Here is a 16,239-nt window from a genome sequence, read left to right on the forward strand (position 1 = left end):
GGACGCTTGTCCGCTTGTCCGTGCCGGTGTCCGCGGACAGCTGTCCGTCGCCGAGCGCCTGTTCCAACTCATTGAAAACAAGCCCTTAATTGGCGTGTTTTGGCTTGGCACGCAGATTGCTCATATGGGTTCAGGGGCCGCATTGTCCGCGGCCAGGGACCCCACAATGATTCGTGACACTTCCGCTCAAGACCGGCTGGTTGAGGTCAAAGCCAACCCTAAACGCCGGCTGGTATGGATTGGCTGCGGCGTAGCCGCGCTGGCGCTGCTCGCGCTGTTTGGTCCGCGCATTGGCCGGCTGTTTTCGGCGGACGCGTCGGTCAGCAGTTCGCGCCTGGCGTTTGCGACCGTGCAGCGCGGTCCGTTCGTGCGCGATATCTCCGCCGAGGGCAAGGTCGTGGCGGCAGTCAGCCCCACGCTCTACGCCACTTATGGCGGCGCGGTAACGCTCAAGGTGCACGCGGGCGACGCGGTGAAGAAGGGCCAGGTGCTTGCTGTCGTCGACAGCCCTGAACTCACCAACAAGCTGGCGCAGGAACAAAGCGCTGCCGATGCCATGCAGGTCGATTACCTGCGTGCTCAGATCGACGCGCGAAAGACCCGCGGCGAGCTGCAGAAGGCTTACGACAACGCGCAGATCGACGAGCAGGGCGCGCAGCGCGACCTCGCGCGTTACCAGAAGGCCTTTGCCCAGGGCGCTGTGCCGAGCATGAATGTCGATCGCTCCAAGGACGAGCTGGAGAAAGCTCGCATCACCATGGAGCACGCCAAGGCAGACCTCTCCACCAATACCGACAGCCTCAACTTCGACATCCAGTCCAAGAAGCTTGCGCATGATCGCCAGCTGTTGTTGGTGAAGGATTTGCAGCGCCAGGTGGACGACCTCAACGTGAAGTCGCCGGTAGACGGCCAGGTGGGTCAGCTGTTTATCGCCGAACGCGCCACCGTCGCCAAGGATGCCCAGCTGCTGAGCGTCATCGACCTCAGTGCGCTGGAAGTGGAAATGAAGGTGCCGGAAAGCTTCGCGCGTGATCTCGGCATCGGCATGACCGGCGAGATCAGCGGCAACGGCAGCACCTGGAAGGGCCTGGTCAGCGCCATCTCGCCTGAAGTGGTCAATGGTGAAGTGGCTGCCCGCCTGCGCTTCGACGGCCAGACGCCCAAGCAGTTGCGCCAGAACCAGCGCCTGTCCGTGCGCATCCTGCTCGACAAGCGCGACAACGTGTTGACCGTGCAGCGCGGCTCCTTTGTGGACGAATCCGGCGGCAGCTACGCCTACATCGTGCACGACGGCGTGGCGGAGAAACATCCGATCCGCGTCGGCGCCAGCAGCATCGACAAAGTGGAGATTCTCGAGGGCCTGAATGAAGGCGACAACATCGTGATCTCCGGTACCGACAGCTTCAAGGGCGCCCAGCGCGTCGCCATCAGCAACTAACCACCACCAAGGGACAACACCATGCTCAAGATGACTCATCTGTCCAAGGTCTACCGCACCGAAGTGGTGGAGACCTATGCGCTGCGCGACTTCAACATCAACGTGAACGAAGGCGAGTTCGTGGCCGTGACCGGTCCGTCCGGTTCGGGCAAGACCACCTTCCTCACCATCGCCGGTCTGCTGGAAACCTTCACCGGCGGCCAGTACCACCTCGATGGCGTGGAGGTGAGCAACCTCAATGACAACGAGCGCTCGCGCATCCGCAACGAGAAGATCGGCTTCATCTTCCAGGCGTTCAACCTCATTCCCGACCTCAACGTGTTCGACAACGTTGAAGTGCCGCTGCGCTATCGCGGCATGAAGGCGCCGGAACGCAAGCAGCGCATCATGGACGCCCTGGAGCGCGTCGGTCTCGCCTCGCGCGCCAAGCACTATCCGGCGGAACTCTCGGGCGGTCAGCAGCAGCGCGTTGCCATTGCGCGTGCGCTGGCAGGCTCGCCGCGTCTGCTGCTGGCGGACGAACCGACCGGCAACCTGGATACGCAGATGGCCCGCGGCGTGATGGAGTTGCTGGAAGAAATCCATCGCGAAGGCGCCACCATCGTCATGGTCACGCACGATCCGGAACTTGCGGCCCGCGCACAGCGCAACGTGCACATTATCGACGGCCAGGTGGTCGATCTCGCCGAGGATCCGCGCTTCCACCATGCCGTGCACGCGGCGCGCGCCAACTCGCCAGCCTGAACCTTTTGCATCGGGAGCCTCCCGGGAACGGGAGGCCGCTATCGCCCTTGAGCGGACGACCACATGTTTGCCTACTACCTCCAGCTTGGATTGCGCAGTCTGCGAAAGAACCCGTTGCTGACGGTGTTGATGGTGATGGCGATCGGGTGCGGCGTGGCGGCATCGATGACCACGTACTCGGTGTTTCGCGCCACCTCCAATAACCCGATTCCGAACAAGTCATCGCAGCTCTACGTGCCTCAGATCGATAACTGGGGCCCGGAGGAGGCTGCCGAAAACAAGGGTGAGCCGCCGAGCTCATTGAGCTATACCGACGCTATCAACCTGATGCGGGACAAGCGCGCCAAGCGGCAAACCGCGCTGTACCCGGTCGCGCTATCGATCGTTCCCGACGACATGAATATGCTGCCGTTCCGCGAGAACAGCTACGCCGTCTACGCGGATGCGTTCCCGATGTTCGATGTGCCGTTTCTGTTCGGTGGCGGCTGGACAGCCAGCGAAGACAACGCGCATGCCGCCGTGGCGGTGATCGGCCGCGAGCTCAATGACAAGCTGTTCCATGGCGCCAACAGCGTGGGCCGTGAGATCAACCTCAATGGGCGCACTTACCGCATCACGGGTGTGATGGATACCTGGAATCCGGAGCCGATGTTCTACGACCCGGTGAACACCAACGCTTTTGCCGACCCCACCGAGGTGTTCATTCCGTACACCCGTGCGATCGAGCTGGAAATGCCCACGTTCGGCAATAACAACTGCAACAAGGACCCGGGCAATGGCTGGGATTCCTGGGTGCATTCGGAGTGTGTGTGGACGGGGTTCTGGGTCGAGCTGCCTACCAAGGCCGATGCCGATGCCTATCGCCGGTACCTCGACGGGTATGTGGCCGAGCAGCAACGTAGCGGCCGCTTCAAATGGCCGAAGAACAATCGTCTCCGCAATGTGACCGAGTGGCTGGACTTCCAGAAGGTCGTGCCACAGGAAGCCAAAGTGTCGCTGCTGGTTTCCATGGGCTTTCTGCTGATCTGCCTGGTTAACACGGTGGGCCTGCTGCTTGCCAAGTTCATGCGCCGCGCACCGGAAATCGGCGTGCGCCGCGCACTCGGTGCGTCGCGCAAAGAGATCTACACGCAGTTCCTGATCGAGGCAGGTGCGGTGGGCCTGGCCGGTGGCGTGGTTGGCTTGCTGTTGACCGGGGTCGGGGTGATCGGTGTGTCGCTGGTATTCGACCCGCAGATCGCGCGCCTTGCCGAACTGGACACCTCGCTGGTGGCCCTGACCCTGCTAGTGGCCGTGCTCGCCACCGTGCTGGCGGCTTTCTATCCGACCTGGCGTGCGGCGCAAGTACAGCCGGCCTGGCAGCTGAAATCCAACTGAGGCTTTCGACCATGCTGCATATCAAACCTATTCTCGTTGCCCTCAAGCGCCACAAGGCGGGCACGATTCTCATCGCCATGCAGATCGCGCTGACCCTGGCCATCGTCTGCAATGCGCTGTTCATCATCGATCAGCGCCTCGATCGCATTGCGCGGCCGACTGGCCTGGACGAATCGAATCTGGTGATCATCCGCAACCGCTGGGTGGGCGTGACGGACGAAGCGACCGGCCCACTGATTCATGGCGACGTGCAGGCGTTGCGCCAGTTGCCGGGCGTGCAGGACGCGATCTCGATCAACTCCTATCCGCTGGCCGGTGGTGGCTGGTCTACCGGTGTCCGCGTCAATGTGGATGACAAGAAATCCAAGGCGCACACCACGCTGTACTTCTCCGACGAACACATGTTGCCCACGATGGGCGCCCGGTTGATTGCAGGCCGCAACTTCACGCCGGATGAGGTCACGGACGCCAAGGCCAATGCGGTGGATACGCCCGCGGTGATCATCATCACCAAGGCGTTGGCCCACGACCTGTTTCCGGACGGTTCCGCACTGGGCAAGTCGGTCTATGTCAGCGACACCAAGAAGCCGAGCACCATCGTCGGCATCGTCGAGCGCATGCAGGTCCCCTGGAACTCCAGTTGGGCCGATGCATGGGCCGAGAATGCTGTGTTCCAGCCATACGTGCTCATGTATTCGGGCAACGTGCTACTGATCCGCACCAAGCCCGGTCAGCAGGATGCCGTAATGAAGTCGGCGCCGGAGATGCTGTTCAAACTTAACCGCATGCGCGTGTTTCCGAAGGAAAACGGCGTGCGCACCTTTGCCAATCAGCGCGAGAGCATCTACAAGCGCGATCGCGGCATGGCCATCCTGATGGGTGTGGTGTGCCTGGTGTTGTTGGGTATTACCGCGGCAGGCATCGTGGGCCTGACCAGCTTCTGGGTGGGTCAGCGCCGCAAGCAGATCGGCGTGCGCCGCGCGCTGGGTGCGACCAAGCGCGACATCCTGAGTTACTTCCTCACGGAGAACCTGCTGATCGGCACCGTAGGTGTGCTGATCGGTGCGCTGATGGCCATTGGCATGAATCTGTGGCTGGTGACGCAGTTCGAAATGGCGCGGTTGTCGCTGGCTTATGTGGCGATTGGCGTGGTGGCCTTGCTGCTGCTGGGGCAGGGCGCGGTACTCGCGCCGGCGATGCGCGCCTCGCGCGTGCAGCCGGTGGAAGCGACGCGGTCGGTGTAAGGCATGACGATGATGCGCAGGTACGGCATGGCTGGTTTGGCACGGGCACGGGCCCTGAATGTGGCGAGGGATCAATGAGCGGCATGTTTGTCCATAACTTGCGACTGGGCGCGGCCAGCCTTCGGCGCAACGTCCTGCTGACGGCATTGATGATCATGTCGATCGGCTTCGGCGTTGCGGCGTCGATGGTGACGTTCGCCGTGTTCCGGGCGGTGTCGGGCGATCCGATTCCGCAGAAGTCGTCCAGGTTGTTCGTGCCGCTGATCGATAACCGGGGTCCGCAGTACAACCGTCATGGCGAGCCGCCGTCGGCGCTCAACTACGTCGATGCGATGGCGCTGATGCGCGCGCACAAGGCAGCGCGGCAGACCATGCTGTTCCCGGTGGGCCTTTCGGTGATGCCTGACGACCCGCACCGTATGCCCTTCAAGGCGGTCGGCTACGCCACCTATAGCGACTTCTTCGCGATGTTCGACGTGCCGTTTCTGTACGGGAATGGTTGGGGTGGCGAACAGGACGATGCGCGCGCACCGGTGATCGTGATCAGCCGCGCGCTCAACCAGAAGTTGTTTGGCGGCAGCAACAGCGTGGGGCGCCAGATTACGCTGGACGATCGCCAGTACCGCATCGTCGGCGTGACTGACACCTGGGATCCCAAGCCGCGTTTCTTCGACATTTTCAACGGCAACCTCTATGCCGATCCGTCGCAGATCTATATCCCCTTTACCTATGCCATGACACAGCACATCGACACTTACGGCAGCAACAATTGTGGCAGCGACGGCAAGCGCGGCGACAGCTGGGATAGCTGGCTGCAGGGCGAGTGTGTGTGGATCAGCCCGTGGGTAGAGCTGGACGATGCCGCGCAGGTGCAGGCTTACCGGCAGTTCCTCGATGGCTATGCGCGCGAGCAGCGTGATGCCGGCCGCTTCAACTGGGCGCCCAACAACCGCCTTCGCGACGTGCGTGAGTGGCTCGACTTTCAGCATGCCGTGCCGCCGGAGAGCCGCATCTCGCTCTCGCTTGCGCTGGGTTTCCTGGTGATCTGCCTTGTCAATACCATCGGTCTGCTGTTGGCGAAATTCATGCGTCGTGCGCCCGAAATCGGTGTGCGCCGTGCGCTGGGCGCGTCGCGTGCGGACATCTATCGCCAGTTTCTGGCGGAAGCGGCCATGGTCGGTCTGGCCGGCGGCGCTCTGGGTCTGGTGCTCACGGCGATGGGCATGTTGGGGCTTGGGCTGGTGTTTGAGCCGCAGATCGCGCGTCTGGCTCAGCTGGATGCATCGCTGGTACTGCTGACTCTGCTGGTGGCAATCGTGGCCACGGTGCTGGCAGCGTTCTATCCCACCTGGCGGGCGGCGCAAGTGCAGCCGGCCTGGCAGTTGAAGTCGAACTGAGGGGAGGAACGAACTATGCAGATCAAACCAATCCTCGCCGCACTTCGCCGTCACAAGGCAGGCACGCTACTGATTGCGATGCAGATCGCACTCACGCTGGCCATCGTCTGCAACGCGCTGTTCATCATCCAGGAGCGCCTTGCCCACTTGTCCGAGCCCACGGGCATCGACGAGGCCAACATCTTCGTCGTCAAAAACGAATGGGTGGGGGCGCCGGATACCATCAAGGTCGATGCCATGATGCGCGAGGACTTGCAGGTGCTGCGGCAAGTACCTGGCGTGCAGGACGTGACGCCGAGCAATTCGTACCCCTTGCGCGGCAACGGCTGGGACGACGCCGTCAAGCTTAATCCGGAGCAGCTGCAGGACACCTCCGGGGCGACCATCTACTTCGCCGACGAACACTTCATCGACACGCTGGGCCTGAAACTCACCGCGGGGCGCAACTTCCGTGCGGAAGAAATTGGCCGTATGGATATGCGCTACAAGCTCGCGCCGCCGGTCGTCATCATCACCAAGGCGCTGGCGGACAAGTTGTTCCCGGATGGGAATGCGGTGGGCAAGACCATTTATCTGATTGGCGGCCCTGGCACCGTCGTGGGTGTGGTGGATCTGCTGCAGGCCCAGAGCGTCGACCGCTGGGCCTCGGGCTTTGCCTATCGATCGGTGATCATCCCCGAGCGGCTGGCCATGTCGCTGGGTTCGTTCTACATCGTGCGCACCAAGCCGGGGCAGCGGGATGCGGCCATGCGTGCGGCCTACACGGCGCTGTTTGCGCACAACCCGCGGCGCGTGATCAATGACGATGACGGCATGCTGAGCTTCACCGAGGTGCGATCGCGTGCTTACGAGCGCGACCGCGGCATGGCCATCCTGATGGGCGTGATCAGCGTCGTGCTGCTGGCGATTACGGCGGCGGGCATCGTGGGCCTGACCAGCTTCTGGGTGGGTCAGCGGCGCAAGCAGATTGGCGTGCGCCGTGCGTTGGGCGCCACGCGCGATGACATCCTGCGCTACTTCATGACGGAGAACCTGCTGATCAGTTTCGGCGGTGTGCTGCTGGGCGCATTCCTGGCGATCGCGATCAACCTCTGGCTGGTGACGCGCTTTGAAATGCATCGGCTGTCGATGGTCTACCTGCTGATAGGCGTGGTGATTTTGCTGTTGTTGGGTCAGGGCGCGGTGCTGGCGCCGGCGATGCGCGCATCGCGAGTGCCGCCGGTCGAGGCTACGCGGTCGGTGTGACCGCAGGTTATGCAACGTAAGAAGAGGGGAGACGTATGCTGAGTTATTACCTGGACCTCGCGTTGCGCAGCCTCAGGCGCAACAAGATGTTGACCGCGCTGATGGTGCTGGCTATTGCCCTGGGCATCGGCGCGAGCATGACCACGCTGACCGTGCTGCATGTGTTGTCGGGCGATCCGTTGCCGGGCACCAGTGCGTCGCTGTTCTATCCGCAAGTGGATCCGCGGGAGCTGGATGGCTATGAACCGGGCAAGGAGCCACCTAGTCAGGTCACGTGGATCGATGGCATGAACCTGCTGCACGCCAAGCGCGCGGACCATCAGGCGCTGATGACGGGTGGGTCCGTGCCGTTGCAGCCGAACCAGTCGAACGTCGATCCCTTCTATAGCAATGCGCGTTACACCACCAACGAGTTCTTCCCCATGTTCCACGTGCCGTTTCTCTTTGGGCATGGCTGGAGCCAGTCGGAAGATGACGCCAAAGCGCGCGTGGTGGTGATTTCGCGCACGCTCAACGACAAATTGTTCGGCGGCAAGGACAGCACCGGGCAGACGTTGCGCATCAAGGACGTCGCTTTTCAGGTGATTGGCGTGCTCGACACCTGGCGGCCCAATCCACATTTCTACGACCTGTACATGGGGCGGTACTCGGCGTCGGAGGATGTGTTCGTTCCGCTGACCACCTCGCGTGATACCCGCCTGGAGCATGACGGTTCCACGGATTGCTGGGGCTCAGGCGGTGGCGACGAAGAGCACGCGGAAACCCAACCCTGCGTATGGCTGCAGTTCTGGGTGCAGTTGGATAGCGCCACCAAGGTCGCCGCCTACAAGGACTTCCTGACGCATTACTCGCAGGAACAGAAAGCGCTGGGCCGCTTTCAGCGGCCGGTGAATGTGCGCCTGCCCGTGCTCATGGAGTGGCTGGACATCAACAAGGTGGTGCCGGGCGACGTGAAGCTGCAGACCTGGTTGGCGTTTGGCTTCCTGCTGGTGTGCCTGGTCAATACGGTGGGCCTGATGCTGGCGAAGTTCCTGCGCCGCGCTGGCGAACTGGGTGTGCGCCGCGCACTGGGCGCCTCCAAGCGCGAGGTGTTTATCCAGTTGCTGGTCGAGTCGGGCGTGATCGGTCTGGCCGGTGGCATAGCTGGCTTGCTGTTGGCCGTTCTCGGCTTGTGGCTGGTACGTCTGCAGCCGTCGGACTACGCCTCACTCGCCCACCTTGATCTGAAGATGCTGCTGACCACGTTCTTGCTGGCGGTGGGCTCGACTCTGCTGGCGGGCTTGCTGCCCGCCTGGCGCGCCTGCCAGATCACCCCCGCGCTGCAACTGAAGAGCCAGTGAGGATTACGCCATGGATATTCTTCCCATTCTTTCCACGCTGCGCCGCCACAAGATCACCGCATTTCTGGTGATCATCGAGATCGCGCTGACCTGCGCCATCGTGTGCAACGCCGTGTTCATCATCAATCAGCGCCTGGATCGCATGAGCATGCAGAGCGGCATTGATGAGCACCATCTGGTGCATGTGCTGATGGCGGACATCGGGGTAACCAAAGACCAGAAGGCACGTTCGCAGGAAGACCTTGCCACCTTGCGGCAAATTCCCGGTGTGGCCAGTGTCAGCTCGGTGATGCAGGTGCCGTTTGGCAATTCGTCGTCAAACGCAGGCATCAAACTCGATCCCAAGCAGAATCAGCCGACGCTGAACGCCACGCTGTATTCCGGCGTGAATGTCGTGCGCACGCTGGGGCTGCAGTTGATGGCCGGTCGTGACCTGATGCCGGACGAGTACATCGATTTCGATGACGTCGTGCGCGCCGCGGCAGCCAAGGATGCCAAGTCGGTTCCTCATGTGGTGGTCATCACGCAGGGCCTGGCGGAACGGCTGTGGCCGGGGCAGCAGGCACTGGGCAAACAGCTCTACATTTCGGACTGGCCGTTGACCGTGGTGGGCGTGGTCAAGGAACTGATTCGTCCGTACATCGAGAACGACGCCGAACGCAGCTACAGCATGATCCTGCCAATGCGCGAGTCGCGGGGTGAGTACATCATCCGCACCAAGTCGCCGCAGGATCGCGACAGCGTGTTGACGGCGGCGGTGGCCAAGCTCAAAGAGATCAACTCGCATCGCGTCGTACTCAAGAAGCAGACCCTGGACGAGATGCGCCACGACTTCTTCCAGAATGACCGTGCCATGACCGGCCTGCTGGTGGGCGTCTGCATTGCGCTGCTGGTGGTGACGGCGCTGGGCATCGTGGGCCTTGGTAGCTTCTGGGTGGCACAACGCCGCCGGCAGATCGGCGTGCGCCGTGCCCTGGGTGCCACGCGCAGCAATATCCTGCGTTACTTCCAGACCGAGAACTTCCTGCTGGCCACCATCGGCATCGTGCTCGGTATGGTGATGGCGTACGGCATCAACCTGCTGCTGATGCTGCATTACGAGCTGCCACGCCTGCCGGTCATCTATTTCCCGGTGGGTGCCGTGCTGCTGTGGATCATCGGCCAGCTGGCGGTGCTCGGCCCGGCCATGCGCGCTGCGGCTGTGCCGCCGGTGGTGGCTACGCGGTCCGTGTAGGCTTCGGGTAAGCCCAACCGTGCAGTTCGGCACGGGTTGCCAGGCGGGCGCGGGTGGAGAATAACTGTCCAATTCAACCGGAGGGATGGCTACATGAAGATCGGACCGCGCATGCTGTTGGCGAGCGTGATGATGTCGGCGGCTTGCGCCGCCTCGGTACAGGCCGCCACGGCGGATGTTTCCACGCGTGTGAAGGCACTCAACGACCTGCTCGCCGAGCAGTGGCAACACACCCTGGAAACGCAGCCCGAATTCGCCACGATCCTCGGCGATCTGCGCTACAACGACCGCTGGACGGATGCATCGCCCGCCTATAACGACCGCGAGTACGCTGCGGACAAGGCGTTCTTGCAGCGCTTCAAGGCCATCGATACCACCGGCTTCTCTGAAGAGGACAAGCTCAACCAGCAGCTGATGGTGCGCCGCCTCTCCGATGCCGTGGAGGAGCACGACCTGAAGATCGACGAGATGCCGCTGGAGCAGATGAGCGGTATCCATCTGCGCCTGGCCGGTTTCGTCAGCTCTATTCCGTTCGACAACACCAAGGAATACGACGACTACCTCGCGCGCCTGAAGTCAGTGCCGGTGCTGCTTGATCAGGCCACCGAAACCGCTCGGCTGGGTATGAAGGACGGCATGATGCCGCCGAAGTATCTGCTGGAAAAGGTGGTCACGCAGATCGACAGCATCGCCAAGCCGGCCGGCATGGACAGCCTGTTTGCCGAACCGCTGAAGCATTTCCCCAAGTCGGTGTCGGCGGCGGATCAGAAGCGCCTGCATGACGCGATTCTTGCCGCGATCGATCAGCAGGTGCGCCCGGCGTACAGCAAGCTCGGCCAGTTCGTGGCGAAAGATTATGCGCCGCATGGACGCACCGAACCGGGTGTCTGGCAGTTGCCGAAGGGTGATGAGATCTACCGTCACCAGGTGGCGACGATGACCACCACCCATGAAACGCCCGAGCGCATTCACGAGATTGGCCTCTCCGAAGTGAAGCGCATCGAAGACGAGATGACGGTGATCGCCAAGTCGCAGGGCTTCAAGGACCTGGCCAGCTTCCGCGCGTCGCTGAACAGCAACCCGAAGACGCACGCCACCTCGCGCGACGACATTCTCAACCGTTACCGCACCTACATCGCAGGCATGCAGCCGGAACTGCCCAAGCTGTTTGGCCTGCTGCCCAAGACCAAGGTGGAAGTGGTGCCGGTGGAGGCGTTCCGCGAGAAGGAAGCGGCTGCCGCCGAATATCAGCAGGGCACGCCGGATGGTTCGCGTCCGGGCAAGGTGTTCGTCAACACGAGTGATTTCGCCCATCGCAGCGTGCTGACCATCGAGTCCACCGCGTATCACGAAGGCGTCCCCGGCCATCACATGCAGATCGCCATTGCGCAGACTCTGCCGGGCCTGCCGCCGTTCCGTCAGCAGGCGGGCTACAACGCCTACATCGAGGGCTGGGCGCTGTACGCCGAGCGACTGGGCAAGGAAGTGGGCTTCTACAAGGACCCGCTGTCCGACTACGGCCGTCTCTCTGACGAACTGCTGCGTGCCGACCGCCTGGTGCTCGATACCGGCGTGCACTACAAGCACTGGACGCGCCAGCAGATGGTGGACTTCTTCCACGCACACTCCAGCGAGGACGAGCCGGACGTGCAGGCCGAAACCGACCGTTACATCACCTGGCCGGGTCAGGCGCTGGCGTACAAGATGGGCCAGCTGAAGATTCTTGAGCTGCGCGAGCACGCCAAGAAGGAGCTGGGCAACCAGTTCGACATCCGCTCCTTCCACGATGAGATCCTCAACGGCGGCGCGCTGCCGCTGGATGTGCTGGAGACGCGCATCGATACCTGGATCGCCGCTGTGAAGGCCGGCAAGGCGCCGGCGCATCCGGCGAAGAGCTGAGGACATCCGCAGCCCTCCCCTGTGAAGACAGGGGAGGGCTGAACCTCGCTCCAGCCGTCATCCAGCCTTGCGTGGGGATGACGATTTGCCTGACCGGCGAAAAATCGTGTCGAACATGGCAACCTTTTGGCGTGGAGCTGCATCCACGTCTACATGTGCAAGCGACGAATGCGAACTGTACTGATCATCGACGACAACCCGGCCGTGGGCGAAGCGCTTTCGCTCGCTCTATCGCTGCATGAGATCCGCCCGCTGACCGCGCTGACGCCCGAACAGGGCCTGGCGTTGCTGGAAAGCGAGCGGATCGACGTGGTGATCCAGGACATGAATTTCACCGCCGATACCACCTCGGGCGAGGAGGGTATTGCGCTGTTCCGCGCCATCCGCCAGCGCCATACCGACCTGCCGGTGATCCTGCTTACCGCCTGGACCCACCTGGAGACGGCGGTGGAGCTGGTGAAGGCCGGCGCTGCCGACTATCTCGCCAAGCCGTGGGACGACGCCAAGCTGCTGCAAACGGTGGAGAACCTGCTGGAGCTGTCCGAGTCCACGCGGGAAGTCACCCGGGCGCGCAACGAGCGCCGCAAACGCCGCGAGGATTTGCAGCGCCGCTACGAGCTCGATGGGCTGGTGTTTGCCTCCGAGGCCATGGCGCGCACGCTGGATCTGGCCTGCCAGGTAGCGCGTTCGGATGTGCCGGTGCTCATCACCGGCCCCAACGGCGCCGGCAAGGAGCGCATTGCGGCCATCGTGCACGCCAACTCCGCCGTCAAACGCGGCGCTTTCGTGGCGGTGAACTGTGGCGCGCTGCCCGGTGAGCTGATCGAAGCCGAATTGTTTGGCGCGGATGCGGGGGCCTATACCGGCGCCAACAAGGCGCGTGAAGGCCGCTTTGAACTGGCCGATGGCGGCACGCTGTTCCTCGACGAGATAGGCAACCTGCCGCTGTCAGGGCAGGTGAAGCTGCTGCGCGTGCTGGAAACCGGCCAGTTCGAGCGGTTGGGGTCCGGCAAGACCCGCCACGTGAAAGTGCGCGTGCTCAGCGCGACCAATGCCGACCTGAAGGCCATGATTCGCGCGGGAACCTTCCGCGAGGATCTTTACTACCGCCTCAACGTGATCGAAGTGAATCTGCCGCCGCTGTCCGAGCGCGTCGACGACATCCTGCCGCTGGCCGAGCATTTCCTCGGCGGCCGTGCCGAGCTGAGCGACGTCGCGCGCGAAGCTTTGCTGGCCTATGCGTGGCCGGGCAACGTGCGCGAACTCAAGAACGCGATCGAACGCGCCGCGCTGCTGACCAGCGACGGCCGCATTTCGCCGGAGCAGCTCAACCTGCCGCAGCTCGCTGCCTCGGCCGTGCGCAACCTGGACGAGCCCAGCCGTGAATCGGTGGAGGCGGCGCTGGAAAAAGCCGGTGGCGTGGTCAGCCGGGCGGCTACTGCGCTGGGCCTGTCCCGGCAGGCGTTGTATCGCCGCATGGAGCGCTACGGGCTGGCGCAGGCCTGATTGCTGGCTCGCGGATTGCCGCCGGCGCCACGGGCTAGCATGATGTGGGTTGTGCCGATGGAGTCTGCCATGCGCTATCGCCACCTGCTGCTGATAACCGCTTTGCTGTGCGCCAACGTGGCGGCCCAGCAGGCTGCCCCCAAGGCCGTGCAAGGCAGCGACCGTTGGGGTCCGGTACCCTCGCCGGCGTCGACCACAGCCGGCGCTTATCGGGATACCTTGAGTACTGCGGCGGCTGATGCGCAGCATTTCAATTTCAGTGACCAGCCCGGCAAGGACAAGGCGCCACCTGACCAGACGCCGATTCGCGTGATCATCAATAACGGACATGGACCGCACATCAATTGCGTGCCGATGGGAGTAAGCGGCGCGTGTCATTGATGCACACCGGTACAGGGGGAGAGAGGGGATGCTGAGCGGCTTTCGTTCGCTCGAGTCGCGCATGGTGCTATTGCTCGGCTTTGCCGGCGTGGCGGGCGCACTCATTTTTGCCGGCGTAACGCAATGGCCGTTGCCGCAGATGCTGGTGTGGATGAAACACGACCTGGGCATCGACTTCGGCGCACCGAAGCGTTTCGACTTCTACGGCGGCATGCTCGTGTCGGTAGCCGTATTGCTGCCGCTGTCGATCTGGCTGGGGCACCGCGTGATGTCGCCCGTCACGCGCCTGCTGCGTGCGCTGGAAGGCGCCGTGGCCAGTTACCGCGACGGCGATTTCAGTTTCTCCATCGCGGCCACGCGCCGTGATGAGCTGGGCGAGTTGATCCGCATGCACAACGCGCTCGGCCAGACCCTGCGCGAGCAACGCCAGAATCTGGCGCAACGCGAGTTGCTGCTCGATACGGTGGTGCAGAACACGCCGGTAGCCTTGGTACTTACCGACAACAGTGGCCGTGTCACCTATGCCAACATCGCCGCGCGTCACCTGTTCAACGACGGCCGCACGCTGCACGGCCTGAATTTCGTCGAGCTGCTCAGCGATAGCCCGGAGGCGCTGCGCCGCGCGGTGGAAGGCGGCGAGGATGCGTTGCTCACCGTGGAAATGGACGGTGGCGAGGAAACGTTCCACCTGTCGCAGCGCAGCTTCCGCCTGCAAGGCCGCCCGCATCGTTTGCAGCTGTTCCGCCGCATGACGCGCGAGCTGTCGCGACAGGAAGTGGCGACGTGGAAGCGCGTCATCCGCGTGATCAGTCACGAGTTGAACAATTCGCTGGCGCCCATCTCCTCGTTGGCGCACTCCGGTGCCGAGCTTGCGCGTCGCGGTGACACCACGCGCTTGCCGGGCGTGTTTGCGACCATCGGCGAACGCGCCCGTCATCTGCACGGGTTTATCGCCGGCTATGCCAGTTTCGCCAAGCTGCCCGCGCCGCAACCGGTGGCGATCGCATGGCAACCATTCCTCGATAGCCTCGCGCTGCACTGCAAATTCCAGCTTACGAGCGCTATACCCGAGCAACCCGGCTGGTTCGATGCAGCACAGATCGAACAGGTGCTGATCAACCTGGTGAAGAACGCACACGAATCGGGCAGTGCGGAAGACGGCGTGTCCATCGCGCTGATCGTGATCGGCCGCGACCTGCGCATCGAGGTGGCCGACCGTGGCCCGGGCATGAGCGAGACGGTGCTGGCGCAAGCGCTGTTGCCGTTCTATTCCACCAAGCGTTCGGGCACCGGCCTCGGTCTGGCGTTGGCACGCGAGATCGTGGAAGCCCATGGCGGGCGCATTGCCCTGGCTAATCGGGAAGAGGGTGGCCTGCGGGTGTCTCTGCTACTTCCACTGGGGCCCAGGTAACCCATTGTCAGGCGGGCGCAAGCCTCGCCTATACTCCGGACATCGTTCAAGGATGTGAGGGTCAGGCAATGGGACAGCTGTTTGCGTTGGTCGTGGTGGTGGTGGCGGTTATCGTGCTCGCCAAACTGGTGCGCATCGTGCCGCAAGGTTACGAATGGACAGTGGAGCGCTTCGGTCGCTATACGCGCACGCTCACCCCCGGTCTGCATTTTCTGGCGCCCTTCATCTACAACATCGGGCGCAAGATGAACATGATGGAACAAGTGCTGGATGTTCCATCGCAGGACGTGATCACCAAGGACAACGCCGTGGTGCGTGTCGACGGCGTGGTGTTCTACCAGGTGCTCGATGCCGCCAAGGCCGCTTATGAAGTGGCCAACCTCGAGCAGGCAGCACTGGCATTGGTGATGACGAACATCCGCACCGTGCTCGGCTCGATGGATCTCGACGAATCGTTGAGTCAGCGCGATGCCATCAACGCCAAGCTGCTGACTGTCGTGGACGAAGCGACCCATCCCTGGGGCGTCAAGGTCAACCGCATCGAGATCAAGGACATTGCGCCGCCGCGCGATCTCGTTGACTCGATGGCACGCCAGATGAAGGCCGAGCGCGAAAAGCGCGCCAACATTCTTGAAGCGGAAGGTTTTCGCCAGGCAGCCGTGTTGAAGGCAGATGGCGAAAAGCAGTCGGCCATCCTTGAAGCCGAAGGCAAGAAAGAGGCTGCGTTCCGCGAAGCCGAAGCACGTATCCGCCTTGCCGAGGCCGAAGCGGAGGCGACCAAGATGGTGTCCGAAGCTATCGCCAACGGTAACGTCAACGCGTTGAACTACTTCGTCGCCAACAAGTACGTCGAGGCGCTGAAGGAAATGGCTCATTCACCCAACCAGAAAATGTTGCTGTTGCCGATTGAAGCTACCGGCATTCTGGGCTCGCTTGCCGGTATTGCTGAGCTGGCCAAGGAGTCATTGGGGCAGCAGCAAAGCGGTGGTACGGGTCGGCAAGCTCCACCCCCGGTGCGCTGAG

General features: G+C 62.8%; 13 protein-coding genes. All 13 read left to right on the forward strand.

Annotation, left to right across the window (positions count from 1 at the left end):
- Nucleotides 1–166 precede the first annotated feature (166 nt).
- The 13 genes from OQE56_RS05885 (at nt 167) to OQE56_RS05945 (ending at nt 16,238) form a co-directional block, all read left to right on the forward strand.
- The gene (locus tag OQE56_RS05885; RefSeq protein ID WP_267222490.1) at nt 167–1,438 is read left to right on the forward strand and encodes an efflux RND transporter periplasmic adaptor subunit; all 1,272 of its coding nucleotides are present in this window, start codon (nt 167–169) and stop codon (nt 1,436–1,438) included.
- A 21-nt stretch (nt 1,439–1,459) separates the two neighbouring features.
- Entirely contained in the window at nt 1,460–2,182 is a 723-nt protein-coding gene (locus tag OQE56_RS05890; protein WP_267222492.1) for an ABC transporter ATP-binding protein, read from the forward strand.
- A gap of 63 nt (nt 2,183–2,245) precedes the next feature.
- Nucleotides 2,246–3,559: an ABC transporter permease gene (locus tag OQE56_RS05895; RefSeq protein WP_267222494.1), complete on the forward strand. Its 1,314-nt coding sequence runs from the start codon at nt 2,246–2,248 to the stop codon at nt 3,557–3,559.
- An 11-nt stretch (nt 3,560–3,570) separates the two neighbouring features.
- Entirely contained in the window at nt 3,571–4,803 is a 1,233-nt protein-coding gene (locus OQE56_RS05900) for an ABC transporter permease (protein ID WP_267222495.1), read from the forward strand.
- Between the two features lie 83 nt (nt 4,804–4,886).
- Nucleotides 4,887–6,200: an ABC transporter permease gene (locus tag OQE56_RS05905; protein WP_267222496.1), complete on the forward strand. Its 1,314-nt coding sequence runs from the start codon at nt 4,887–4,889 to the stop codon at nt 6,198–6,200.
- Between the two features lie 15 nt (nt 6,201–6,215).
- The gene (locus OQE56_RS05910; protein ID WP_267222497.1) at nt 6,216–7,445 is read left to right on the forward strand and encodes an ABC transporter permease; all 1,230 of its coding nucleotides are present in this window, start codon (nt 6,216–6,218) and stop codon (nt 7,443–7,445) included.
- Between the two features lie 35 nt (nt 7,446–7,480).
- Nucleotides 7,481–8,785: an ABC transporter permease gene (locus OQE56_RS05915; protein WP_267222499.1), complete on the forward strand. Its 1,305-nt coding sequence runs from the start codon at nt 7,481–7,483 to the stop codon at nt 8,783–8,785.
- Between the two features lie 10 nt (nt 8,786–8,795).
- A complete protein-coding gene (locus tag OQE56_RS05920) occupies nt 8,796–10,019 on the forward strand; it encodes an ABC transporter permease (RefSeq protein ID WP_267222501.1) in 1,224 nt (407 codons plus the stop codon).
- Nucleotides 10,020–10,112: 93 nt separating this feature from the next.
- The gene (locus tag OQE56_RS05925) at nt 10,113–11,918 is read left to right on the forward strand and encodes a DUF885 domain-containing protein (RefSeq protein WP_267222503.1); all 1,806 of its coding nucleotides are present in this window, start codon (nt 10,113–10,115) and stop codon (nt 11,916–11,918) included.
- Nucleotides 11,919–12,086: 168 nt separating this feature from the next.
- Nucleotides 12,087–13,424: a sigma-54-dependent transcriptional regulator gene (locus OQE56_RS05930; RefSeq protein ID WP_267222505.1), complete on the forward strand. Its 1,338-nt coding sequence runs from the start codon at nt 12,087–12,089 to the stop codon at nt 13,422–13,424.
- Nucleotides 13,425–13,493: 69 nt separating this feature from the next.
- Complete coding sequence (locus tag OQE56_RS05935; protein WP_267222507.1) at nt 13,494–13,805, forward strand: hypothetical protein; 312 nt, start codon at nt 13,494–13,496, stop codon at nt 13,803–13,805.
- Between the two features lie 28 nt (nt 13,806–13,833).
- The gene (locus OQE56_RS05940) at nt 13,834–15,216 is read left to right on the forward strand and encodes a sensor histidine kinase (protein WP_267222509.1); all 1,383 of its coding nucleotides are present in this window, start codon (nt 13,834–13,836) and stop codon (nt 15,214–15,216) included.
- A gap of 68 nt (nt 15,217–15,284) precedes the next feature.
- The gene (locus OQE56_RS05945) at nt 15,285–16,238 is read left to right on the forward strand and encodes an SPFH domain-containing protein (RefSeq protein ID WP_267222511.1); all 954 of its coding nucleotides are present in this window, start codon (nt 15,285–15,287) and stop codon (nt 16,236–16,238) included.
- The last annotated feature ends 1 nt before the right edge of the window (nt 16,239 follow it).

Source organism: Dyella silvae, assembly GCF_026421305.1.
In the GTDB taxonomy this organism is placed as follows: domain Bacteria; phylum Pseudomonadota; class Gammaproteobacteria; order Xanthomonadales; family Rhodanobacteraceae; genus Dyella; species Dyella silvae.